Annotated in this window: 22 protein-coding genes; 1 reads left to right on the top strand and 21 read right to left on the bottom strand. The window is 68.6% G+C overall.

Features of this window, described 5'->3' with window-relative positions; translation table 11 throughout:
- Positions 1-21: 21 nt before the first annotated feature.
- The 15 genes from recQ to ACIQZN_RS08690 form a co-directional block, all read right to left on the bottom strand.
- Entirely contained in the window at positions 22-2,094 is a 2,073-nt protein-coding gene (gene recQ, locus ACIQZN_RS08620; protein WP_403989626.1) for a DNA helicase RecQ, read from the bottom strand.
- A gap of 142 nt (positions 2,095-2,236) precedes the next feature.
- Positions 2,237-3,901, bottom strand: a complete 1,665-nt coding sequence (gene nuoN / locus ACIQZN_RS08625; protein WP_403989628.1) for an NADH-quinone oxidoreductase subunit NuoN — start codon at positions 3,899-3,901, stop codon at positions 2,237-2,239.
- A complete protein-coding gene (locus tag ACIQZN_RS08630; protein WP_161206674.1) occupies positions 3,898-5,469 on the bottom strand; it encodes an NADH-quinone oxidoreductase subunit M in 1,572 nt (523 codons plus the stop codon). The genes nuoN and ACIQZN_RS08630 overlap by 4 nt, the downstream gene beginning before the upstream one ends.
- Positions 5,470-5,473: 4 nt before the next feature.
- The gene (nuoL, locus tag ACIQZN_RS08635) at positions 5,474-7,369 is read right to left on the bottom strand and encodes an NADH-quinone oxidoreductase subunit L (RefSeq protein ID WP_403989631.1); all 1,896 of its coding nucleotides are present in this window, start codon (positions 7,367-7,369) and stop codon (positions 5,474-5,476) included.
- Between the two features lie 14 nt (positions 7,370-7,383).
- A complete protein-coding gene (gene nuoK / locus ACIQZN_RS08640; RefSeq protein ID WP_018101339.1) occupies positions 7,384-7,683 on the bottom strand; it encodes an NADH-quinone oxidoreductase subunit NuoK in 300 nt (99 codons plus the stop codon).
- Entirely contained in the window at positions 7,680-8,507 is an 828-nt protein-coding gene (locus ACIQZN_RS08645) for an NADH-quinone oxidoreductase subunit J (protein WP_403989633.1), read from the bottom strand. Before ACIQZN_RS08645 ends, nuoK begins: the two co-directional genes overlap by 4 nt.
- The gene (gene nuoI, locus ACIQZN_RS08650) at positions 8,504-9,202 is read right to left on the bottom strand and encodes an NADH-quinone oxidoreductase subunit NuoI (protein ID WP_403989635.1); all 699 of its coding nucleotides are present in this window, start codon (positions 9,200-9,202) and stop codon (positions 8,504-8,506) included. Before nuoI ends, ACIQZN_RS08645 begins: the two co-directional genes overlap by 4 nt.
- Positions 9,195-10,598, bottom strand: a complete 1,404-nt coding sequence (gene nuoH, locus ACIQZN_RS08655; protein WP_403989637.1) for an NADH-quinone oxidoreductase subunit NuoH — start codon at positions 10,596-10,598, stop codon at positions 9,195-9,197. The genes nuoI and nuoH overlap by 8 nt, the downstream gene beginning before the upstream one ends.
- Entirely contained in the window at positions 10,595-13,102 is a 2,508-nt protein-coding gene (locus ACIQZN_RS08660; protein WP_403989639.1) for an NADH-quinone oxidoreductase subunit G, read from the bottom strand. Before ACIQZN_RS08660 ends, nuoH begins: the two co-directional genes overlap by 4 nt.
- Positions 13,099-14,463: an NADH-quinone oxidoreductase subunit NuoF gene (nuoF, locus tag ACIQZN_RS08665; protein ID WP_383297853.1), complete on the bottom strand. Its 1,365-nt coding sequence runs from the start codon at positions 14,461-14,463 to the stop codon at positions 13,099-13,101. Before nuoF ends, ACIQZN_RS08660 begins: the two co-directional genes overlap by 4 nt.
- Positions 14,463-15,329 carry an NADH-quinone oxidoreductase subunit NuoE gene (gene nuoE, locus ACIQZN_RS08670; RefSeq protein ID WP_403989917.1) on the bottom strand — a complete coding sequence of 289 codons (867 nt, stop codon included), beginning with the start codon at positions 15,327-15,329 and terminating at the stop codon, positions 14,463-14,465. The genes nuoF and nuoE overlap by 1 nt, the downstream gene beginning before the upstream one ends.
- A 29-nt stretch (positions 15,330-15,358) precedes the next feature.
- On the bottom strand, positions 15,359-16,681 hold the full coding sequence (locus ACIQZN_RS08675) for an NADH-quinone oxidoreductase subunit D (RefSeq protein WP_018101346.1): 1,323 nt from the start codon (positions 16,679-16,681) through the stop codon (positions 15,359-15,361).
- Complete coding sequence (locus tag ACIQZN_RS08680; RefSeq protein ID WP_403989642.1) at positions 16,681-17,391, bottom strand: NADH-quinone oxidoreductase subunit C; 711 nt, start codon at positions 17,389-17,391, stop codon at positions 16,681-16,683. Before ACIQZN_RS08680 ends, ACIQZN_RS08675 begins: the two co-directional genes overlap by 1 nt.
- Complete coding sequence (locus ACIQZN_RS08685; RefSeq protein ID WP_018101348.1) at positions 17,388-17,942, bottom strand: NADH-quinone oxidoreductase subunit B family protein; 555 nt, start codon at positions 17,940-17,942, stop codon at positions 17,388-17,390. The genes ACIQZN_RS08680 and ACIQZN_RS08685 overlap by 4 nt, the downstream gene beginning before the upstream one ends.
- Before the next feature lie 18 nt (positions 17,943-17,960).
- On the bottom strand, positions 17,961-18,320 hold the full coding sequence (locus ACIQZN_RS08690; protein WP_003967084.1) for an NADH-quinone oxidoreductase subunit A: 360 nt from the start codon (positions 18,318-18,320) through the stop codon (positions 17,961-17,963).
- A 759-nt stretch (positions 18,321-19,079) separates the two neighbouring features.
- Between ACIQZN_RS08690 and ACIQZN_RS08695 the strand changes: the two genes are divergently transcribed.
- On the top strand, positions 19,080-19,913 hold the full coding sequence (locus tag ACIQZN_RS08695; protein ID WP_403989645.1) for a C40 family peptidase: 834 nt from the start codon (positions 19,080-19,082) through the stop codon (positions 19,911-19,913).
- 342 nt (positions 19,914-20,255) lie between these two features.
- Here the strand turns inward: ACIQZN_RS08695 and ACIQZN_RS08700 are convergent, their stop codons facing one another.
- The 6 genes from ACIQZN_RS08700 to ACIQZN_RS08725 form a co-directional block, all read right to left on the bottom strand.
- Positions 20,256-20,900, bottom strand: a complete 645-nt coding sequence (locus ACIQZN_RS08700; RefSeq protein WP_403989647.1) for a class I SAM-dependent methyltransferase — start codon at positions 20,898-20,900, stop codon at positions 20,256-20,258.
- A 67-nt stretch (positions 20,901-20,967) separates the two neighbouring features.
- Positions 20,968-21,420 carry a glycine-rich domain-containing protein gene (locus ACIQZN_RS08705; protein WP_403989649.1) on the bottom strand — a complete coding sequence of 151 codons (453 nt, stop codon included), beginning with the start codon at positions 21,418-21,420 and terminating at the stop codon, positions 20,968-20,970.
- Positions 21,421-21,599: 179 nt separating this feature from the next.
- Complete coding sequence (locus ACIQZN_RS08710; protein ID WP_403989651.1) at positions 21,600-22,436, bottom strand: Scr1 family TA system antitoxin-like transcriptional regulator; 837 nt, start codon at positions 22,434-22,436, stop codon at positions 21,600-21,602.
- A complete protein-coding gene (locus ACIQZN_RS08715) occupies positions 22,420-22,944 on the bottom strand; it encodes a DUF6879 family protein (protein WP_403989653.1) in 525 nt (174 codons plus the stop codon). The genes ACIQZN_RS08710 and ACIQZN_RS08715 overlap by 17 nt, the downstream gene beginning before the upstream one ends.
- The gene (locus ACIQZN_RS08720; protein WP_403989655.1) at positions 22,928-23,134 is read right to left on the bottom strand and encodes a hypothetical protein; all 207 of its coding nucleotides are present in this window, start codon (positions 23,132-23,134) and stop codon (positions 22,928-22,930) included. Before ACIQZN_RS08720 ends, ACIQZN_RS08715 begins: the two co-directional genes overlap by 17 nt.
- A 175-nt stretch (positions 23,135-23,309) precedes the next feature.
- On the bottom strand, positions 23,310-23,783 hold the full coding sequence (locus ACIQZN_RS08725) for an ATP-binding protein (protein ID WP_403989657.1): 474 nt from the start codon (positions 23,781-23,783) through the stop codon (positions 23,310-23,312).
- Positions 23,784-24,028 lie beyond the last annotated feature (245 nt).

Consider the following 24,028-nt stretch of genomic DNA (forward strand, 5'->3'; position numbering starts at 1 on the left):
TGCGTGAGCCCCGGCCCGCTCTCACTCGAACTCCGGGGGCTCCTCGTCCCAGCCGAACTCGGCGTCGTCGAAGGCGGACGGCTGGGCGGGGCGGGCGGCGGGTGCGGTGGGCGCCGGTGCGGGCTTTCGCGCGGGGGGCGGGGCCGTCTGCGTCGGGGGTTCCGGGGTCTCCGCGGCCGCCGGGGCCTCGGGTGTGTCCAGGCCGGACAGGACCTCCAGGACGCCTTCGCCGTACGTCGCGAGCTTCTTCTCGCCCAGGCCGCTGATGCCGCCCAGCTCGCCCAGGGTCGTCGGGCGGATCGTGGCGATCTCGCGGAGGGTGGCGTCGTGGAAGATCACGTAGGCCGGGAGGCCCAGCTCCTTGGCCTGGGCGGCTCGCCAGGCGCGTAGGGCCTCGAAGACGGGGACGGCCGTCTCGGGGAGGTCGGCGGCGGCCGCCGCCTTCGGCTTGCGCTCGCCCCGGGCGGAGGACGCTCGCGCGGTCGTCGGCCTCTTCGGCTCCTTGCGGAGCTGGACCTCGCGCTCGCGGCCCAGGACCGTGCCGCTCGCCTCCGTGAGGACCAGCGTGCCGTACTCGCCCTCCACGGCGATCAGGCCCTGGGCCAGGAGCTGGCGGACCACGCCGCGCCACTCCGCCTCGGACAGGTCCTCGCCGATGCCGAAGACCGACAGCTGGTCGTGGTCGAACTGGATGACCTTGGCCGTGCGGCGGCCGAGCAGGATGTCGATGATCTGGCCCGCGCCGAACTTCTGGCCGCGCTCCCGCTTCAGCCGTACCACCGTGGACAGCAGCTTCTGGGCGGACACCGTGCCGTCCCAGGTCTCCGGCGGGGTGAGGCAGGTGTCGCAGTTTCCGCAGGAAGTGGCGGTCGGCTCCTGGCCGAAGTACGTGAGGAGCTGGGCGCGGCGGCACTGGGCCGTCTCGCACAGGGCGAGCATCGAGTCCAGGTGCGAGGCGGCCCGGCGGCGGAACGCCTCGTCGCCCTCGCCGCCCTGGATGAGCTTGCGCTGCTGGACGACGTCCTGGAGGCCGTACGCCATCCACGCCGTGGACGGGGCGCCGTCGCGGCCGGCCCGGCCGGTCTCCTGGTAGTAGCCCTCGACGGACTTCGGGAGGTCCAGGTGGGCGACGAAGCGGACGTCCGGCTTGTCGATGCCCATGCCGAAGGCGATCGTCGCGACGACGACCAGGCCCTCCTCGCGCAGGAAGCGGGACTGGTGCGCCGCACGCGTCCCGGCGTCGAGCCCCGCGTGGTACGGGACGGCCTCGATGCCGTTGCGGCAGAGGAATTCGGCGGTCTTCTCCGTGGACGCGCGGGAGAGGCAGTAGATGATGCCCGCGTCCCCGGCGTGCTCCTCCTTGAGGAAGGCGAGCAGCTGCTTCTTCGGGTCGGCCTTGCCCACGATCCGGTACTGGATGTTGGGCCGGTCGAAGCTGGCGACGAAGTGCTTGGCGTCGGGCATGCCGAGCCGCTGCGTGATCTCGCGGTGCGTGGCGTCCGTCGCCGTCGCCGTCAGGGCGATGCGCGGCACGTCCGGCCACCGCTCGCCGAGCACGGACAGGGCGAGGTAGTCGGGGCGGAAGTCGTGGCCCCACTGGGCGACGCAGTGCGCCTCGTCGATCGCGAAGACGGAGACCTCGCCCCGGGCCAGCAGCGCCAGCGTGGTGTCCAGCCGCAGCCGCTCCGGGGCCAGGTACAGCAGGTCCAGCTCGCCCGCGACGAACTGCGCCTCCATCGAGCGGCGCTCGTCGAAGTCCTGCGTGGAGTTGATGAACCCGGCCCGCACGCCGAGCGCCCGCAGCGCGTCGACCTGGTCCTGCATGAGGGCGATCAGCGGGGAGATCACGACGCCGGTGCCCCGCCGGACCAGGGCCGGGATCTGGTAGCAGAGGGACTTGCCGCCACCGGTGGGCATGAGCACGACGGCGTCCCCGCCGGCCACCACGTGGTCGACGATCGCCTCCTGCTCGCCGCGGAACGCCTCGTAGCCGAAGACGCGGTGCAGCGTCCGCCGCGCCTCGCTCTCGGCCGTGGCGGCGGTCCCGCCCGTGCTCACATCCGTGGTCATGCCCGTCACGCCCGTCCCGCTCATCGCTCTGTCCCCCGATATCGGTCCCGCTGCGTCCCAGCGCTCTCCCCTGCCACGATAGGCGCCGCCTGTGACAACGCCGGACGGGCTTGACTTCCCGAGGGAAGGCCAAGCCCGTCCGGCGCTGCCGTACAGCCGTTTCCGGCTACCTCACGAACGTCCCGGCCTGGCCCGCCAGGTCCAGGAAGTACTGCGGGGCCACACCCAGGACCACGGTCACGGCCACGCCGATCGCGATGGTCGTCATCGTCAGCGGGGACGGGACGGCGACCGTGGGGCCGTCCGCCTTCGGCTCGCTGAAGAACATCAGCACGATGACCCGGATGTAGAAGAACGCGGCGATCGCCGAGGAGATCACACCGACCACCACCAGGCCCCCCGCGCCGCCGTCCGCCGCCGCCTTGAACACCGCGAACTTCCCGGAGAAGCCCGAGGTCAGCGGGATACCGGCGAAGGCCAGCAGGAACACCGCGAAGACCGCCGCGACCAGCGGCGAGCGGCGGCCCAGCCCGGCCCACTTCGACAGGTGCGTCGCCTCGCCGCCCGCGTCCCGTACCAGCGTGACGACGGCGAAGGCACCGACCGTCACGAAGGAGTACGTGCCGAGGTAGAAGAGGACGGACGAGATGCCCTCGGGGGTGGCCGCGATCACACCGGCCAGGATGAACCCGGCGTGCGCGATCGAGGAGTAGGCCAGCAGCCGCTTGATGTCGGTCTGGGTGATCGCGACGACTGCGCCGCCCACCATCGTGACGATCGCGATGCCCCACATGACCGGCCGCAGGTCCCAGGTGAGCCCCGGCAGCACTACGTACAGCAGGCGCAGCAGCGCGCCGAACGCGGCGACCTTCGTGGCGGCGGCCATGAAGCCGGTGACCGGGGTCGGGGCGCCCTGGTAGACGTCCGGGGTCCACATGTGGAACGGGACGGCGCCGACCTTGAAGAGCAGGCCGGTCAGGATCATCGCGCCGCCGATGAGCAGCAGCGCGTCGTTGCCCATGGTGTCGGCGAGCGCCGGGTCGATCTTCTGGATCGAGCCGTCGACCACCGTGGCGATCTGGGCGTACGAGACGGAGCCCGCGTACCCGTAGAGGAGGGCGATCCCGAACAGCAGGAACGCCGAGGAGAACGCGCCGAGCAGGAAGTACTTCACGGCCGACTCCTGCGACATCAGCCGCTTGCGGCGGGCGACGGCGCACAGGAGGTACAGCGGGAGGGAGAAGACCTCCAGGGCCACGAACAGCGTCAGCAGGTCGTTGGCCGCCGGGAAGACCAGCATGCCCGCCACCGAGAAGAGGACGAGCGGGAAGACCTCGGTGGTGGTGAACCCGGCCTTGACCGCGGCCTTCTCGCTGTCGCTGCCGGGCACCGACGCGGCCTGGGCCGCGAAGGAGTCGACGCGGTTGCCGTGCGACTCGGGGTCGAGCCGCCGCTCGGCAAAGGTGAAGACCGCGACCAGGGACGTCAGCAGGATGACGCCCTGGAGGAACAGCGCCGGTCCGTCGACCGCGATGGCGCCCATCGCGGCGATGTGCGCCTTGGTCGTCCCGTAACCGCCGGCCGCGAGGCCGACCACCGCGGCGAACGCGGCGACCAGCGCGACGACGGTCAGGAAGACCTGGGTGTGATACCGGGCCCGGCGCGGCACGAACGCCTCGACCAGGATGCCGAGGACGGCGACGCCGATCACGATCAGGACCGGGGTCAGCTGGGTGTACTCGATGACCGGGGCCTTGAACTTCTCGTCCGGAGCGGCGGATGTCACCCCGCTCGCCGTCGTCCACAGGCTGTGGACAGCTGTTGCGCTCACTTGGCGGCCTCCACCTCGGGCTGGGGGTCCTTCTTCTGTACGTCCGACATGGTGTGCTGCACCGCCGGGTTGACGATGTCCGTCAGCGGCTTCGGGTAGACACCGAGGAAGAGCAGCAGCGCGATCAGCGGGACGACCACCACGAGCTCACGGGCCTTGAGGTCCGCCATGCCCTGCACCTCGGCCTTGACCGGGCCGGTCATGGTGCGCTGGTAGAGGACCAGGACGTAGATCGCGGCGAGCACGATGCCGGTGGTGGCGATGATGCCGACCGCCGGATACGCGGCGAACGCACCCACCAGGACCAGGAATTCACTGACGAACGGGGCGAGCCCCGGCAGCGACAGCGTGGCCAGGCCGCCGATCAGGAAGGTGCCGGCCAGGACCGGGGCCACCTTCTGCACCCCGCCGTAGTCGGCGATGAGGCGCGAGCCGCGCCGACTGATCAGGAAGCCCGCGACCAGCATCAGCGCGGCCGTCGAGATGCCGTGGTTGACCATGTACAGCGTGGCGCCGGACTGACCCTGGCTGGTCATCGCGAAGATGCCCAGGATGATGAAGCCGAAGTGCGAGATGGACGCGTAGGCGATCAGCCGCTTGATGTCGCGCTGGCCGACCGCGAGCAGCGCTCCGTACACGATGCTGATCAGCGCGAGCACCAGGATCACCGGCGTCGCCCACTTGCTGGCCTCCGGGAAGAGTTGGAGGCAGAAGCGGAGCATCGCGAACGTGCCGACCTTGTCGACCACGGCGGTGATCAGCACGGCGACCGGGGCGGTCGCCTCACCCATGGCGTTGGGCAGCCAGGTGTGCAGCGGCCACAGCGGGGCCTTCACCGCGAAGGCGAAGAAGAACCCGAGGAACAGCCACCGCTCGGTGCCGGTCGCCATCGAGAACGTGCCGTTGGCCCGGGCCTCGGCGATCTCGGAGAGCGAGAACGAGCCCGCGACCACGTACAGGCCGATCACCGCGGCCAGCATGATGAGGCCGCCGACCAGGTTGTAGAGGAGGAACTTCACGGCGGCGTACGAGCGCTGCGCCGCCGCGTTCTCGTCGCTTCCGGTGTGCGCCCGGTCCCCGAAGCCGCCGATGAGGAAGTACATCGGGATGAGCATGGCTTCGAACAGGATGTAGAAGAGGAAGACGTCGGTGGCCTCGAAGGAGAGGATCACCATCGCTTCGACCATCAGGATCAGGGCGAAGAAGCCCTGGGTGGGGCGCCAGCGCGAGGAGTTCGTCTCCAGGGGGTCGGCGTCGTGCCAGCCGGCCAGGATGACGAACGGGATCAGCAGGGCGGTGAGCGCCATGAGCGCCACTCCGATGCCGTCCACGCCCAGCTCGTAGCGGACGCCGAAGTCCTTGATCCAGGCGTGCGATTCGGTGAGCTGGAAGCGGTCGCCGCCGGGCTCGAAGCGGGCGAGCGCGATGCCCGCCAGGACGAGCGTGGCCAGCGAGAAGAGCAGCGCCAGCCATTTGGCGGCGGTGCGCCGGGCGGCCGGGACGGCGGCGGTGGCCACCGCGCCGATCGCCGGGAGCGCCGCCGTCGCTGTCAGGAGGGGAAAGGACATGTGATCAGACCGCCCTCATCAGCAGGGTCGCGGCGATGAGAACCGCCGTACCGCCGAACATCGAGACCGCGTAGGAGCGGGCGTAGCCGTTCTGCAGCTTGCGCAGCCGGCCGGAGAGCCCGCCCATGGACGCGGCCGTGCCGTTGACGACGCCGTCGACCAGGGTGTGGTCCACGTAGACCAGGGAGCGCGTCAGGTGCTCGCCGCCCCGGACCAGGACCACGTGGTTGAAGTCGTCCTGGAGGAGATCGCGGCGCGCGGCCCGGGTGAGCAGGGAGCCGCGCGGGGCGGCCACCGGCACCGGCTTGCGGCCGTACATCGCCCAGGCGATGGCGACCCCGATGACGAGCGCGACCATGGTGGCCCCGGTGACGGTGGACGCGCCGATCGGGGCGTCGCCGTGGTCGTGGCCGGTGACCGGCTCCAGCCAGTGCAGGAAGCGGTCGCCGATCGAGAAGAAGCCACCGGCGAAGACCGAGCCGAAGGCCAGCACGATCATCGGGATCGTCATGGACTTCGGGGACTCGTGCGGGTGCGGCTCGTGGCCTTCGGCGTCGGGCTGCCAGCGCTTCTCACCGAAGAAGGTCATGATCATCACGCGTGTCATGTAGAACGCGGTGATCGCGGCGCCGAGCAGGGCCACGGAGCCGAGGATCCAGCCCTCGGTGCCGCCCTTGGCGAACGCCGCCTCGATGATCTTGTCCTTGGAGAAGAAGCCGGAGAGACCGGGGAAGCCGATGATCGCGAGGTAGCCGAGGCCGAAGGTGACGAAGGTGACCGGCATGTACTTCCGCAGGCCGCCGAACTTCCGCATGTCCACCTCGTCGTTCATGCCGTGCATGACCGAACCGGCGCCGAGGAAGAGCCCGGCCTTGAAGAAGCCGTGCGTCACCAGGTGCATGATCGCGAAGACGTAGCCGATGGGGCCGAGCCCGGCGGCCAGGATCATGTACCCGATCTGAGACATCGTGGAGCCGGCGAGGGCCTTCTTGATGTCGTCCTTCGCGCAACCGACGATCGCACCGAACAGCAGCGTGACCGCGCCGACGACTACGACGACCATCTGGGCGTCCGGCGCGGCGTTGAAGATCGCGCCGGAGCGGACGATCAGATAGACACCGGCGGTGACCATGGTCGCGGCGTGGATGAGGGCGGAGACCGGGGTCGGGCCCTCCATCGCGTCACCGAGCCAGGACTGCAGCGGCACCTGGGCGGACTTGCCGCAGGCGGCGAGCAGCAGCATCAGGCCGATCGCCGTCAGCTTGCCCTCGCTGGTCTCGCCGGTCGCCTCCAGGACGGGTCCGTACGCGAACGTGCCGAAGGTGGTGAACATCAGCATGATCGCGATCGACAGGCCCATGTCGCCGACGCGGTTGACCAGGAACGCCTTCTTCGCGGCGGTCGCCGCGCTGGGCTTGTGCTGCCAGAAGCCGATGAGCAGGTACGACGCGAGGCCGACGCCCTCCCAGCCGACGTACAGCAGCAGGTAGTTGTCGGCGATGACCAGGATCAGCATCGCCGCCAGGAACAGGTTCAGATAGCCGAAGAAGCGGCGCCGGCGCTCGTCGTGCTCCATGTAGCCGATCGAGTAGATGTGGATCAGCGTGCCCACACCGGTGATCAGCAGGACGAAGGTCATCGACAGCTGGTCGAGCTGGAAGGCCACATCGGCCTGGAAGCCCTCGACCGGGATCCAGCTGAACAGCTTCTGGTGCAGCGCCCGGTCCTCGGCGCCCTTCCCCAGCATGTCGGTGAAGAGCACCACGGCCACGACGAACGAGGCGGCGGCGAGCAGGGTGCCGAGCCAGTGCCCGGCGCGGTCGAGGCGCCGGCCGCCGCACAGCAGCACCGCCGCTCCGAGCAGGGGCGCCGCGACGAGCAGCGCAATCAGGTTCTCCACAGTGCAAACGCCCCTTACAGCTTCATCAGGCTGGCGTCATCGACCGAGGCCGAGTGGCGGGAACGGAACAGCGACACGATGATCGCGAGCCCGACCACGACCTCCGCGGCGGCGACGACCATCGTGAAGAAGGCGATGATCTGGCCGTCGAGGTTGCCGTGCATCCGGGAGAAGGTCACGAACGCGAGGTTGCAGGCGTTGAGCATCAGCTCGACGCACATGAACACCACGATCGCGTTCCGCCGGATCAGGACCCCGGCCGCGCCGATGGTGAACAGCAGGGCGGCGAGATAGAGGTAGTTGACCGGATTCACTTGGCGACCTCCTCTTCTTCGGTGTCCCGGCCCAGCCGCTCACCGGAGCGCTGCTCCAGTGCCTTGAGGCCGGCCAGTGATTCCTGGGACACGTCACGCATCTGGCCGCGCTTGCGCAAGGTGTTCATGACGGTCAGCTCGGACGGGGTGCCGTCGGGGAGCAGGCCCGCGATGTCCACCGCGTTGTGCCGGGCGTAGACGCCGGGGGCGGGCAGCGGCGGGAGGTGGTTGCTCCGCACGCGGTCCTCGGACATCTCCCGCTGGGTCTTGGCCCGTTCGGTGCGCTCGCGGTGCGTGAGCACCATCGCGCCGACGGTCGCGGTGATCAGCAGGGCGCCGGTGATCTCGAAGGCGAAGACGTACTTGGTGAAGATGAGGCTGGCGAGCCCCTCCACGTTCCCGCCGTGCACGGTGTTGGCGGTGCCCAGGCCGTTGAAGCTCTTCAGCGAGGCGTTGCCGATACCGGCGATCAGGAGGACGCCGAAGCCGATGCCGCATCCGGCGGCCAGCCAGCGCTGGCCCTTGATGGTCTCCTTCAGCGAGTCCGCCGCCGTGACGCCGACGAGCATGACCACGAAGAGGAAGAGCATCATGATCGCGCCGGTGTAGACGACGATCTGGACGACGCCGAGGAAGTACGCGCCGTTGGCGAGGTAGAAGACGGCGAGGATGATCATCGTCCCGGCGAGGCACAGCGCGCTGTGCACGGCCTTCTTCATGAGCACCGTGCACAGGGCGCCGATCACGGCGACCGTGCCGAGCACCCAGAACTGGAACGCCTCGCCGGTCGAGGTCTGCGAGGCCGCTGCGGCCAGGCCGGTCATGCGTCCACCTCCTGCTCGGCGCCGTTGCTCCCGGCCTCGTCGTCCGGCTTCTCGCCCTTGGAGACGGCGAGCTGGCGCTCCGTACCGGGGGCGGCCTCGGTGACCAGGCCCCGGTAGTAGTCCTGTTCGTCCGTGCCGGGGAAGATCGCGTGCGGGCTGTCGACCATGCCTTCCTCCAGGCCCGCGAGCAGCTCGTCCTTGGTGTAGATGAGGCTCTCGCGGGTGGTGTTGGCGAGCTCGAACTCGTTGGTCATCGTGAGCGCCCGGGTCGGGCACGCCTCGATGCACAGTCCGCAGAGGATGCAGCGCGCGTAGTTGATCTGGTAGACGCGGCCGTAGCGCTCACCCGGGGAGTAGCGCTCCTCGTCGGTGTTGTCCGCGCCCTCCACGTAGATCGCGTCGGCGGGACAGGCCCAGGCGCACAGCTCGCAGCCGACGCACTTCTCCAGCCCGTCCGGATGGCGGTTGAGCTGGTGGCGGCCGTGGAAGCGGGGCGCCGTCACCTTCGGCGTCTCCGGATACTGCTCGGTGAGCCGCTTCTTGAACATGGCCTTGAAGGTCACGCCGAAGCCGGCCACCGGGTTGAGGAACTTGTCCTCCGAGTTCGGGGAGGACTGCGAGGACGCCGTCGACCCCGTCGGCCCGGTGGACTTCGCCGGCCTCTTGGACCCCGGCAGATCTGGCAGTTCAGACACTGTCGGCCTCCTTTCCGTCACTCGGATTTCCGTCACTCTGAGTATCCACCCCACCACTGACAACGAGCTCCCGCTCGCGTCGCGGCCTGCGCCGGGGCACCGGCGGCAGGGTCTGTCCGGGCAGCGGCGGCACCGGGAATCCGCCCGCCATCGGGTCGAACGCCGGCTCGGGCCCGGCCTGCTCGGCCGCGGCCTTCTCCTTCTTGTCGCGGAACATGTCGGCGACGAAGGAGATCAGCAGCACCGCGATCACGGCACCTGCCACGTAGAGCAGGATCTTCGAGAAGTCGTAGCCCTCGTTGCGCAGCGCCCGAACGGTCGCGACCAGCATCAGCCAGACGACGGAGACCGGGATCAGGACCTTCCAGCCGAGCTTCATCAGCTGGTCGTAGCGGACGCGGGGCAGCGTGCCGCGCAGCCAGATGAAGAAGAACAGCAGCAGCTGGACCTTGACGACGAACCAGAGCATCGGCCACCAGCCGTGGTTCGCGCCCTCCCAGAAGGTGCTGATCGGCCACGGCGCCCGCCAGCCGCCCAGGAACAGGGTCGTGGAGACGGCGGAGACGGTCACCATGTTGACGTACTCGGCGAGCATGAACATCGCGAACTTGATCGACGAGTACTCGGTGTTGAAGCCGCCGACGAGGTCGCCCTCTGACTCCGGCATGTCGAACGGGGCGCGGTTGGTCTCGCCGACCATCGTGACGATGTAGATGATGAACGAGACCGGCAGCAGGATGATGAACCAGCGGTCCTGCTGCGCCTCCACGATCTTCGACGTCGACATCGACCCGGAGTAGAGGAACACCGAGGCGAACGCGGCGCCCATCGCGATCTCGTACGAGATCATCTGCGCGCAGGACCGGAGCCCGCCGAGCAGCGGGTACGTCGATCCGGACGACCAGCCGGCGAGCACGATGCCGTAGATGCCGACCGAGGCGACCGCGAGGATGTACAGCATCGCGATCGGCAGGTCGGTGAGCTGCATCGCCGTACGGTGACCGAAGATCGAGACCTCGTTGTCCGAGGGCCCGAAGGGGATCACCGCGATGGCCATGAACGCGGGGATGGCGGCGACGATCGGCGCGAGGACGTAGACGACCTTGTCCGCGCGCTTGACGATGACGTCTTCCTTGAGCATCAGCTTGATGCCGTCTGCGAGCGACTGGAGCATGCCCCAGGGGCCGTGCCGGTTGGGGCCGATACGCAGCTGCATCCAGGCGACGACCTTGCGCTCCCACACGATGGAGAAGAGCACGGTCACCATCAGGAACGCGAAGCAGAAGACGGCCTTGATGACGACGAGCCACCAGGGGTCGTTGCCGAACATCGACAGGTCCTCGGCGGCGAGCACCGAACCGTGCGGTGCCGCGGCCAGTTGAGCGAAGGCGGTCACGCCCGCACCTCCGGTGTGACGTCGGGAGTACCGGCAGCGGCGGGGCCGATCCGGACCAGGCCGCCGGGGCGGGCCCCGGTCGTGGCCGGCACGCCCCGCCCGGCCGAGTTCAGCGGCACCCAGACCACGCGGTCCGGCATGTCGGTGACCCGGAGCGGGAGTTCGACGCTGCCCGCCGGGCCGGACACCGCCAGCAGGTCGCCGTCCTTGACCCCGCTCTCCGCGGCCGTGGCGGCCGACAGCCGGGCCACCGCCTCGTGCCGGGTCCCGGCGAGCGCGGTGTCGCCCTCCTGGAGGCGGCCCAGGTCGAGCAGCATCCGGTGGCCGGCGAGGATCGCCTCGCCGTCGCCGGGCCGGGGCAGCGGCTGCGCGGAGACACGCGGGTCGTCCGCGTACCCGCCCTGCCGGCCGCCGAGGCGGTCCAGCTCGCGGCGGGCGGCCTTCAGGTCCGGCAGCGCGAAATGGACGTCCATCGCGTCGGCCAGCATGTGCAGGACGCGCGCGTCGCCCGGGGCGAGGTTCCGCGTCATCTGGTCGGGCTTCAGCGCGGCCTCGAACATCCGCGCCCGGCCCTCCCAGTTGAGGAAGGTCCCTGACTTCTCGGCGACCGCGGCCACCGGGAACACCACGTCGGCGCGGTCGGTGACCTCGCTCGGGCGGAGCTCGAAGGAGACCAGGAAGCCGACCCGGTCCAGGGCCTCCAGGGCCCGCGCCGGGTCCGGCAGGTCCTCGGTCCCGACACCGGCGACGACCAGCGCGCCCAGCTCACCGGTGGCCGCGGCCTCGATGATCTGGCCGGTGTCGCGGCCGAAGCGGGACGGGAGTTCGACGACGCCCCACGCGGCGGCGACCTCGTCCCGGGCGCGCGGGTCGGTGGCCGGGCGGCCGCCGGGCAGCAGCGACGGGAGCGCGCCCGCCTCCACCGCGCCGCGTTCGCCCGCCCGGCGCGGGATCCACACCAGCCGGGCCCCGGTCGCGGTCGCGGCCCGGACCGCGGCGGTCAGCCCGCCGGGCACCCCGGCCAGCCGCTCGCCGACCACGATCAGCGCGCCCTCACCGCGCAGCGCCTCCGCCGCGACGGCGCCCTCGCCCTCCAGGCCGACACCGCCCGCGATGGCGTCCAGCCACTCGGTTTCGGTGCCGGGTGCGGCGGGAAGCAGCGCGCCGCCCGCCTTCATCAGGCCCCGGGTGGCGTGCGAGGCGACGGAGAAGGTGCGCTGGCCGTGCTTGCGGTGGGCCTTGCGGAGCCGCAGGAAGACCCCGGGGGCCTCCTCCTCCGACTCGAACCCGACCAGCAGCACGGTCGGCGCCTTCTCCAGGGAGGTGTACGTGACACCGGACCCGTCCAGGTCCTTGCCGCGCCCGGCGACGCGCGAGGCCAGGAAGTCGGCCTCCTCGTCGCTGTGGACCCGGGCCCGGAAGTCGATGTCGTTGGTGTTCAGGGCGACGCGGGCGAACTTGCTGTACGCGTACGCGTCCTCGACGGTCAGCCGGCCGCCGGTGAGGACGCCGGCCCGGCCGCGCGCGGCGGACAGGCCCTCGGCCGCGGCCGCCAGCGCCTCGGGCCAGCTCGCCGGTTCCAGCTCGCCGGACTCGCCCCGGACGAGCGGGGTGGTGAGCCGGTCGCGCTGCTGGGCGTAGCGGAAGCCGAAGCGGCCCTTGTCGCAGAGCCACTCCTCGTTGACCTCGGGCTCGTTGGCCGCGAGGCGGCGCATGACCTTGCCCCGCCGGTGGTCGGTTCGGGTGGCACAGCCGCCGGCGCAGTGCTCGCACACGGAGGGTGTCGACACCAGGTCGAAGGGGCGGGAGCGGAATCGGTACGCCGCCGAGGTCAGCGCCCCGACCGGGCAGATCTGGATGGTGTTCCCGGAGAAGTACGACTGGAAGGGGTCGCCCTCGCCGGTGCCGACCTGCTGGAGCGCGCCGCGCTCGATCAGCTCGATCATCGGGTCGCCGGCCACCTGGTTGGAGAACCGGGTGCAGCGCGCGCAGAGCACGCAGCGCTCACGGTCCAGCAGCACCTGGGTGGAGATCGGCACGGGCTTCTCGTACGTCCGCTTCTTGCCGTCGAAGCGGGAGTCGGAGTCGCCGTGCGACATCGCCTGGTTCTGGAGCGGGCACTCGCCGCCCTTGTCGCAGACCGGGCAGTCCAGCGGGTGGTTGATGAGCAGCAGCTCCATCACCCCGCGCTGCGCCTTGTCGGCGACCGGCGAGGTGATCTGCGACTTGACGACCATGCCGTCGGTGCAGGTGATGGTGCAGGACGCCATCGGCTTGCGCTGGCCCTCGACCTCGACGATGCACTGCCGGCAGGCACCGGCCGGGTCGAGGAGGGGGTGGTCGCAGAACCGGGGGATCTCGATGCCGAGGAGTTCGGCGGCGCGGATGACCAGGGTGCCCTTGGGGACGCTGATCTCGATGCCGTCGATGGTCAGCGTGACGAGGTCCTCGGGCGGGATCGCCGCTTCGCCGCCCCCGGAGGGCGCACTCGTGGTGACTGTCATGCGTTCACCCCCTGGTGAGCGTTCTTGTCGTCGGCCCAGAGGGTCGATTTGGCGGGATCGAAGGGGCAGCCCTTGCCGGTGATGTGCTGCTCGTACTCCTCGCGGAAGTACTTCAGCGAGGAGAAGATCGGCGAGGCGGCGCCGTCGCCGAGGGCGCAGAACGACTTGCCGTTGATGTTGTCGGCGATGTCGTTGAGCTTGTCGAGGTCGGACATCCGGCCCTTGCCCGCCTCGATGTCGCGCAGCAGCTGGACGAGCCAGTAGGTGCCCTCGCGGCAGGGGGTGCACTTGCCGCAGGACTCGTGCGCGTAGAACTCGGTCCAGCGGGTGACGGCCCGCACCACGCAGGTCGTCTCGTCGAAGCACTGGAGCGCCTTGGTGCCGAGCATGGACCCGGCCGCGCCGACGCCCTCGTAGTCGAGGGGCACGTCGAGGTGTTCGTCGGTGAACATCGGCGTGGAGGAGCCGCCGGGGGTCCAGAACTTGAGGCGGTGGCCGGGGCGCATGCCGCCGCTCATGTCGAGCAGCTGGCGCAGCGTGATGCCGAGGGGGGCCTCGTACTGGCCGGGGCCCGCGACATGGCCGCTGAGCGAGTAGAGCGTGAAGCCCGGGGACTTCTCGCTGCCCATGGACTTGAACCAGTCCTTGCCCTTGTTCAGGATCGCGGGAACCGAGGCGATGGACTCGACGTTGTTCACCACAGTGGGGCAGGCGTACAGACCGGCGACCGCAGGGAAGGGGGGCCGCAGCCGGGGCTGGCCACGCCGTCCTTCGAGAGAGTCGAGCAGCGCGGTTTCCTCACCACAGATGTACGCACCGGCGCCCGCGTGCACCGTGAGTTCCAGATCGAGCCCTGAACCCAGGATGTTCGTCCCCAGATATCCCGCCTCGTACGCCTCTCGAACGGCCTCGTGCAACCGTCGCAGTACGGGGACGACCTCACCGCGCAAGTAGATGAACGCGTGCGACGACCGGATCGCGTAACAGGCGATCACGATGCCCTCGATGAGGCTGTGCGGGTTGGCGAAGAGGAGCGGGATGTCCTTGCAGGTCCCCGGCTCCGACTCGTCGGCGTTGACAACAAGATAGTGAGGCTTGCCGTCGCCCTGCGGGATGAACTGCCACTTCATGCCGGTGGGGAAGCCGGCGCCGCCGCGTCCGCGCAGACCGGAGTCCTTGACGTACGCGATGAGGTCGTCCGGGGACATGGTGAGGGCCTTGCGCAGTCCCTCGTACCCCTCGTGGCGCCGGTAGGTGTCCAGGGTCCAGGATTCCGGCTGGTCCCAGAAGGCGGACAGGACGGGCGCGAGCAGCTTCTCGGGGCTGGTCCCGTTGTGATCGAGCTCGGTGGCCAACGTCATCACTCCCCCTCCTCGGCCGCGGGTCCGGCCGGGTGGTCCGGGTCGGATGCCGAGGTCTGCTGCGTGGCGTTCGGTGTCCCGGAGGGACTCGTTGAGGGGTGGTGGTCGGGCGACGGGTGGGCGTGGGAGCTGAGGTGCTCGGCGCCCTTCTGCGGCTGGTCGCTGGGCGCCTCGCCGCGCGGGCTCACCACGCGGGCCTTCGGCGCGGCCTCGCCCTTGGCCAGCTTGAGGCCGATGAGCGAGGCGTGGCCGGCGCCGCCGGTGGCCTCGACGGCGCCGGGGCGCTCGTCGGGGAAGCCGGCGAGGATGCGCGCGGTCTCCTTGTACGTGCACAGGGGCGCGCCGCGGGTGGGTTCGACGGTGCGGCCGGCGATGAGGTCGTCCACCAGCCGGGTGGCGCTCTCCGGGGTCTGGTTGTCGAAGAACTCCCAGTTGACCATCACGACGGGCGCGAAGTCGCAGGCGGCGTTGCACTCGATGTGTTCGAGCGTCACCTTGCCGTCCTCGGTCGTCTCGTCGTTGCCGACGCCGAGGTGCTCCTTCAGCCGGTCGAAGATGGCGTCGCCGCCCATCACCGCGCAGAGCGTGTTGGTGCAGACGCCGACCTGGTAGTCGCCGCTCGGCCTGCGCCGGTACATCGTGTAGAAGGTGGCGACCGCGGTGACCTCGGCGGTGGTGAGGTCGAGCATCTCGGCGCAGAAGGCCATGCCCGTGCGCGAGACGTACCCCTCCTCGGACTGCACGAGGTGCAGCAGCGGCAGCAGCGCGGAGCGGCTGTCGGGGTAGCGGGCGATCACCTCCTTCGCATCCGCTTCGAGCCTGGCGCGCGCCTCGGCCGGGTAGGCGGGGGCGGGGAGCTGCGGCATCCCCAGACTGACTTCCTGACGTGCTTCGGTCACCGGTCGACGCCTCCCATCACGGGGTCGATGGATGCGACGGCGACGATGACGTCGGCGACCTGGCCGCCCTCGCACATCGCCGCCATGGCCTGGAGGTTGGTGAAGGACGGGTCGCGGAAGTGGACCCGGTAGGGGCGGGTTCCGCCGTCCGAGACGACGTGCACGCCGAGTTCGCCCTTGGGCGACTCGACGGCGGTGTACGCCTGTCCGACGGGGACCCGGAAGCCCTCGGTCACCAGCTTGAAGTGGTGGATCAGGGCCTCCATGGAGGTGCCCATGATCTTCTTGATGTGGTCCAGCGAGTTGCCGAGGCCGTCCGGGCCGAGTGCGAGCTGCGCGGGCCAGGCGATCTTCTTGTCGGCGACCATGACCGGTCCGGGTTCGAGCCGGTCGATGCACTGCTCGATGATCCGCAGCGACTGGCGCATCTCCTCCAGGCGGATGAGGAAGCGGCCGTAGGCGTCGCAGCTGTCGGCGGTGGGGACCTCGAAGTCGTAGGTCTCGTAGCCGCAGTACGGGTCGGTCTTGCGCAGGTCGTGCGGGAGGCCCGCCGAGCGCAGGATCGGGCCGGTGGCGCCGAGGGCCATGCAGCCGGTGAGGTCGAGGTAGCCGACGTCCTGCATGCGGGCCTTGAAGATGGGGTTGCCGGTGGCGAGCGCGTCGTACTCCGGCAGGTTCTTCTTCATGGTCTTCACGAACTCGCGCAGCTGGTCGACCGCGCCCGGGGGCAGGTCCTGGGCGAGGCCGCCGGGGCGGATGAACGCGTGGTTCATGCGGAGCCCGGTGATCAGCTCGAAGAGGTCGAGCACCAGCTCCCGGTCGCGGAAGCCGTAGATCATGATCGTGGTGGCGCCGAGCTCCATGCCGCCGGTGGCGATGCACACCAGGTGCGAGGAGAGCCGGTTGAGCTCCATCAGGAGCACGCGCAGGACGGTGGCCCGGTCGGGGATCTGGTCCTCGATGCCGAGCAGCTTCTCGACGCCCAGGCAGTAGGCCGTCTCGTTGAAGAACGGCGTCAGGTAGTCCATGCGCGTGACGAAGGTGGTGCCCTGCGTCCAGCTGCGGAATTCGAGGTTCTTCTCGATGCCGGTGTGGAGGTAGCCGATGCCGCAGCGGGCCTCGGTGACGGTCTCGCCGTCGATCTCCAGGATGAGCCGGAGCACGCCGTGCGTGGACGGGTGCTGCGGGCCCATGTTGACGATGATGCGCTCGTCGTCGGAGGCGGCGGCGTTCTCGACGATCTCGTCCCAGTCGCCGCCGGTGACTGTATATACAGTCCCCTCGGTGGTGGCGCGGGGCGTTGCATGGGGAGTGGTCATCAGGAGTACGACCTCCGCTGGTCCGGAGCCGGGATCTGGGCGCCCTTGTACTCGACGGGGATGCCGCCGAGCGGGTAGTCCTTGCGCTGCGGGAAGCCCTGCCAGTCGTCCGGCATCATGATCCGGGTGAGGGCGGGGTGCCCGTCGAAGACGAGCCCGAAGAAGTCGTACGCCTCGCGCTCGTGCCAGTCGTTGGTCGGGTAGACCGGGACCAGCGAGGGCAGGTGCCGGTCGTCGTCCGGCGTGGAGACCTCGATACGGATCAGCCGCCCGTGGGTGATCGAGCGCAGGTGGTAGACCGCGTGCAGCTCGCGGCCCTTGTCGCCGGGGAAGTGGACGCCGCAGACGCCGGTGCACAGCTCGAAGCGGAGCGCCGGGTCGTCGCGCAGGGTCCTGGCGACGGTGACCAGGTGCTCGCGGGCGATGTGGAAGGTGAGCTCGTCCCGGTCGACCACCGTCTTCTCGATGACGTTCTCGGGGAGGAGGTCCTGCTCCTCCAGGGCGCCTTCGAGCTCGTCGGCGACCTCGTCGAACCAGCCGCCGTAGGGGCGGGAGGAGGCGCCGGGGAGGGCGACGGTACGGACGAGGCCGCCGTAGCCGGAGGTGTCGCCGCCGTTCTCGGCGCCGAACATGCCCTTCCGTACGCCGATGACCTCGCCGTGCTCGTCGCGCGGGGCGGGGACGGAGGAGCCGTTCTGCTCGTCGCTCATCGCATGAGCCCCTTCATCTCGATGAGGGGCAGGGCGTTGAGCGCCGCTTCCTCCGCCTCGCGGGCGGCTTCCTCGGCGTTGACCCCGAGCTTGGATCCCTGGATCTTCTGGTGCAGCTTGAGGATCGCGTCCATCAGCATCTCGGGCCGCGGCGGGCAGCCCGGCAAATAAATATCAACCGGGACAATGTGATCGACACCCTGAACAATGGCGTAATTGTTGAACATTCCGCCCGACGATGCGCAAACCCCCATGGAGATGACCCACTTGGGGTTCGGCATCTGGTCGTAGACCTGCCGCAGGACGGGCGCCATCTTCTGGCTCACCCGCCCGGCCACGATCATCAGGTCCGCCTGCCGCGGCGAGCCGCGGAAGACCTCCATGCCGAAACGGGCCAGGTCGTAACGGCCTGCCCCGGTGGTCATCATCTCGATGGCGCAACAGGCGAGGCCGAAGGTCGCCGGGAAGACGGAGGACTTCCGCACCCAGCCGGCCGCCTGCTCGACGGTGGTCAGAACGAAGCCGCTCGGCAGCTTCTCTTCGAGTCCCATGGTGTGCCCCTCAGCCCCTCAGTCCCATTCCAGACCGCCGCGCCGCCACACATACGCGTAGGCGACGAAGACGGTGAGCACGAAGAGCAGCATCTCCACGAGCCCGAAGATCCCCAGGGCGTCGAAGCTGACCGCCCAGGGATAGAGGAAGACGATCTCGATGTCGAAGACGATGAAGAGCATCGCCGTCAGGTAGTACTTGATGGGAAAGCGGCCGCCTCCGGCCGGCGTGGGTGTCGGTTCGATACCGCACTCGTACGCTTCGAGCTTTGCCCGGTTGTACCGCTTGGGGCCGATAAGCGTGGCCATGACCACGGAGAAGATCGCAAACCCTGCCCCGAGGGCGCCGAGCACGAGGATGGGCGCGTAGGCATTCACGCTCCTCGCTCCTTCCAGTCGTCCTTGACCGTTGGACCGCATCGGGCGAACCGGCTCGCCACCTCACCAAGATCGTGCACATGTGAGGCAGTTCACAAGCCCGACTGCCCCGCATCCTATGCCCGCCGTCCTGTGATCTGCGACACGGGGGTCACCAACGTCTTTGTGATCTCCACCACCTGACGAACGATCATGAAGTCGGATGAGCGGTGATCTTCGTACACGAAGCGGCCGAGTGATCACGAGAGGTGACATCTGGTGCCGTTACCGCTGGTCAAAGGGGTGTCGCACTATCAAGCCACGGCGCTGCGCGCAAAATTGGCGATGGACACGATGGGGTGATAAAGGGATCTGCCCCACTCTGGGGCCGTGCGGGCCGGGATGGGGTGACCGGAGGCGAGGGCCGGACAGGGGTCACTCGCGCGAGGGTTCACACGGAACGAAGTGGACGCGGACCGCCGCTTCCCGTGTCGAGTCCTCGTATGCCCCTCACAGCAAGACCATGCTGTGAGCTGCGTCACTCCACATCAGCCGTTATAGAAGCGGGCTTGGCCAACAGTGTGAACGGGTGGTAAGTGACGGGCAATTCGGGCGTATTGCTGAAAACCCGTGATCACAGCCATGATCGCGACTGCCCGATTTGCCCGTTACGGCGTCAATAAAGGCCGCCAGAAAGCGGATTCACAGATTCCGGACGTAACTGTGTCGCAACACACGTTTCTTGATGGGACCCCGCGCGCCCTGATAGCGCTAGTACCCATGTCCCACACCGCTCACATACCCAGCCACCGGAAGCCCCGCCGAAACGCCTCGACGACGGCACTGCGGGCCGGAGTTGCCGGTGGCGTCCTCAGCACCATCGCGGTCGCGGGTGCCGCGGGCCCGGCCCAGGCCGAACCGGTGACCCAGACGATCGAGATGCCCACCATCACGGCGGGACTCTCCACCACCGTCGCCGCCACCGCCGAGGCGACCCAGCAGGTCGCCCTGGACCTGGAGACGCAGGCGCAGGAGGACGCGGCGGCCAGCAGCGCCGCCAAGGACGCCAAGAAGGCCAAGGCCGAGGCCGTCCGCAAGGCCGAGGCCAAGAAGAAGGCCGAGGCGGCCGCCAAGGCCAAGGCGGAGGCCGCCGAGCGCGCCTCCCGCGACGCCGCGCGCACCACGCTCCAGAAGACCACCGGCTCCTCGTCGTCCGGCTCCACCAACGCCGCCACGACCTCGTACTCCTCCAACGCCACCGGCTCCGCGGCCTCCGTCGTCGCGTTCGCCCAGGCGCAGGTCGGCGACGCGTACGTGTCCGGCGGCACCGGCCCGAACTCGTGGGACTGCTCGGGCCTGGTCCAGGCCGCGTTCCGCACGGTGGGCGTCGACCTGCCGCGCGTCTCGCAGAGCCAGTCCACCGCCGGCACCCAGGTCTCGCTGAGCAACCTCCAGCCCGGCGACATCCTGTACTGGGGCGGCGCGGGCAGCGCGTACCACGTCGGGATCTACGTGGGCGGCGGCCAGTTCGTCGGTGCGCAGAACTCCTCCACCGGTGTGGTGCAGCGCCCGCTGGACTACGACATGCCGACCGGCGCGGTCCGCGTCCTCTAGGACCTCTCCGTGTTCACGGATTCACAAGCGCCTCGGCGCACTTCGCAGGGCCGCCGCTCCCCCGCTCGGGAGTTGCGGCCCTGCGGTGTTTCCCCCAGTACCCGCCCCGTGGCCCGCTTCCAGCGGAATCACGGAAAGGCGCCACCAACCCGCCGGCCGCCACGGACATCGCGAACCGGCCGGACACCGGCCGCCTGCGCTTGTGAACCGGGGCGCGAACAACGCCCGTACCACTCACTGAGCGCAGGACGGCCGTGCCGTACACCCGACGGCCCCAGTCGCTCGTCCCGACCCCGCTCCCGTGAAGGCACTCCTATTGATCAGAGACTCACGAGACTCTGATCAATAGGCGTAGGCCCTCACCAGCAGGGTTCCTACGTCTTCTCCTTCAGGGGGAGGGATGACCTCGGCTTTGGGGTTCGAGTACCCGGAGGAGGCCAGAAGCCTCGACCATTCCTCCGGGCTGTAGTCCCACCTTGTCACTGCCCTGGCCTCTCTCAGAGTGCCGACAGGCTGAGTGCCGGCCGCTGGGGGCTTGTGGGAGAAGACCAGTACGCCACCAGGGGAAAGCCTCTTGTGAATCAGAGGAAGAAGCTGTTCGGGGTCCGTGAACCAGACGGGCCCGAAGATGGACAAAACCGCATCGAAGGAGCCCTCGAGGTGGGTCAGGTAGTCGGTCACCTCTGCCGTGTGAAAGGTCAGGCCGGGAAGGCGGCCCCATCGGGCCACGGCCTTCTTGTGCTGGCTGGGCGCGATGTCCACGCCGGTGCAGTCGGCCCCGAGTGTGGTGAGGTGGGCAAGGTTGCAGCCCGTACCGCAGCCCAGTTCCAGAACGGTCCGGCCGTACAACTCTCCTAGGATCGATTCGTCGGGCCCGTGGTCGGGGTACTGCGTCCAGTTCAACCACGTCGCGGCCCCGGAGGCGTTGGCGACCCTCCGTGGCATCCGCCCTTGGGCGTATCGCTCCCAGGCTTCGACGACCTCCATGCACAACCTTCCCTCATGGTGCCGACTCCCCTTGCCCCCGAGGGGAGTCGGCCCAGTCCGTGCGGTGTTACTTCCCGCTGTTGGGGCTGTCCGTGCACCCGGCGTGACACTGGGAGCAGTCGGCGGTGTCCTCCCTGGTCCACAGCTCCGGGTCGATCTCGAAGCCGGTGGTCCTGATGGCCTTGGTTGTGTCCCCCAGCGCGGGCGGCCCCTGCGTGCCCTCTCCGGGCAGGTGCGGAACGTGGTGGATGTAGCGTCCCGCGTGCTGGTCGCAGAACGCCATGTAGTTCATCGAGTCGAGCACAAACGAGTGGACACCCAGATCCACGGCAGGGGAGGGCCCCATGCGGATCTCGGGGCGCTCGGCCGAGGTCACCAAGTAGGCGACGGCCTGGCCGAAGGTGCGCTCAGCGAGGTCACGCTCCATGGCGTGGTCCCGCATGATGAGTCGGACTTCCCGGTCCCACACCTGGGCGGGGACGCAGTTCCGAGGGTCTCGGACCTGTACCGCAGTTGCCATCAGTGGTTCCCTTCACGTGGTCGCGCTCGGGTGATGGAGGCGCGGGTCTCAGGGAGCTACGCGCTCCCGCAATCTCGCCGGCGCTGCCATGCCGTCACGCCTCCGGTAATTCGTGGCGGGAGAGATGATCCCCGAGTTGCGGAGCGATCCGACGAAATATTCACGTCGTTGATTAAAGATCACCTGCGGCAGTCTTCGGCCCAGGCTTCCAGACACTCCCTGGCGTCATCCCCGAATATGGCGTGTTCCTCATACGAGGTGAACCGGATAATCAAGTCCTGGACATCCCGGTTGTCGCGGAAAACAATAGCACCCAGATCCAGTTCAGCAGTCGCCAAAGTGTCGTCATAGATGGTGAACGTATTCAAGGACCCGGAAGTGAAGTGAACTCCCATCGGGATTACGCCCAGTTGAATGTTTGGCTGGCGAGTGAACGATGCGAGCCGGTCGATTTGCATGGCCAACTCGTGAGGGGGGACGAGCGGGTATCTAACAGCTTGCTCGGTGAGGATGAACGTGAACTTTTTGGAGCGATCAAACAGAACCTTTTGTCGGTCCAGTTTCATTGCTACGGCTTTGGCCTGCTGCTCCGGGGGCGCATAGGCCAGACTGGCGCGAACGTATTCAGGCGTGGCCAGGAGTCCGGTAACCATGGACAGAAGGAAGTATCGGAACCTCTTGGAGGACGCCTCAAGTCCGGCCAGCTGCAACTGTTTCTTGTCCAGACCCTTCCTTCGGAGCGTCCTTCCGTCCTGCCACTCCGTCTGCGCGATTCGGGCTATAGCCATCGCTTCGGCCGAGACAGCGGGGGGAGCATCGAGACCCCGAAGGATCTGCTCAACATCCAGGAGGGATGGGCGTCCCTTGTTGCTCTCAATTCGGCTGATCTTGGATTGAGACATGTTGCAGCGCGCGGCAAGCCGGACCCCTGAGAGTCCGGCTTGCTTGCGAAGGTGCTTGAGCATGGCCGCGAGTTCGCGTCCCGACCGGTCCAGCTCATCAGGCTCGATAGCCACCGCTGACGTACTCCCTGAACGCCACTGATTCCGCGAGGGCGATCCTCTGGTATTCGATGTACGGTGCCGGGTCGCCCTCGTACAGCTCCCGACTGATCTGCGTGCCGTCATCCGCGTAGTTCATGAGAACCACTTCCGACCTATCGAACAGCCAGAAGTCTTGAACCCCCTCAAGGGGGTCGGGGCGATCGGTCACGTCCAGGATCCGGATATCATCCCCGGCCTGCGAGTGAGCCTCGTAGTACATGAACTCGAAGCGGAGGTAGTCCGTGAGTGGCTGCCTGACGATGTGAACGCGCCCTTTGCGCCGTCCTTCCGCCCTGATCTTCTGCAAGCCCTCCGTGTAGCCGGAACAGTAGTTCCGAGGGTCGATTCGCCGCCCTGCCAGGAAGTCCTGGATATCCCCGTCCTCGCCCGGAACCTGGTACCAGGGAAGCGTCTCAAGCCGCCATGCCTCCTGTTTGAAGCCCTGAACCTTGGCGGTCCAGTCCTCACCATCCAAGAGCACGAACAGCCTCCCTCAGAACGCTCTCAGGGATGCGAACGAGACCTTCACCGGCCGGAGGCAGGAAGGTGGAGTCAGCGTCTCCCTGAACCACGATGGAGCCGTCAGAGGCTCGGTAGACGTTCGGGCAGTCGTCGTTGTTGCAGTTCCCGTTCCCGTTGCCGGTGAGTCGGGTCAGTTCCTCGCGAGCCATAGTCACGAACCCCCTGCTGGCGGCCCCCTGCGGGCCACTTGTCACGACAGTAGGAGCGGGACGGGAGTACGTCCATGCAGGAACGCGACTATGCGCGTCATTGCATAAACAGTCCCGAAGGAGCGGAATTTGGCGAACAGCCCCCGTTCCACCCGGCACCGGACGGCCCTGGCGTTCATCCCGTCGTACGTGGTGTGCCCGCGGCGCACGGCCCCGGTTCGAGCAGGACGAACCAGACCGTCTTGGCGTTCCCTCCCTGCCCGCCGCGCGTCGAGGTCCCCCAACGATCGGTCAGGCTCTCCACGATGAGGAGCCCGCGCCCGCTCTCCGCGTCCGGCGCGGCCCCCGGCTTCGGCAGCCGGTTCGGTTCGTCGTCAGTTACGTAGACCATTACCTGACGTCGGTTCACCGTGACATCGACCCGGATGCGCGCTGACCCGGTATGGCAGTGCGCGTTGGACACCACCTCACTCACGCACAACCGGGCGTCGTCGACCAACCCGGGGTGCTCGGTAGCTCGCAGCAGCGCCCCCACGAAGTCCCGCGCGACACGGGGCGCTGTGGGGCTGTTCGGTGCGACGAGCCGGTAGCGCTCGCCGCGCTGGGGGAGGTATGGGACGAGCGGGGACGGAACGGTTACGGAGGTCATGACGCGGTCTCCCTACGTGAGCGGGTCTCCGGTACGCCGGCCCGTTCCGGTGAGCCGTGACATCGGCCGGTCCCAGGCAAGGTGAACTCACCTGTGGGGGGCTGCACTTCGGGTCACCGAGCCGTTTCCGGCCGACACCGAAGGACGCTAGGGCACAACATTGGTACGGCGCAACAATGGGACGGCCGTAGCACTCGTACGAGTGGACCAGTGCCCCAATGGGGCGGCACACTCGTACCCGTACG

The sequence above is a fragment of the Streptomyces sp. NPDC097595 genome, from assembly GCF_044761525.1.
GTDB classification, from domain to species: Bacteria; Actinomycetota; Actinomycetes; order Streptomycetales; family Streptomycetaceae; genus Streptomyces; species Streptomyces drozdowiczii_A.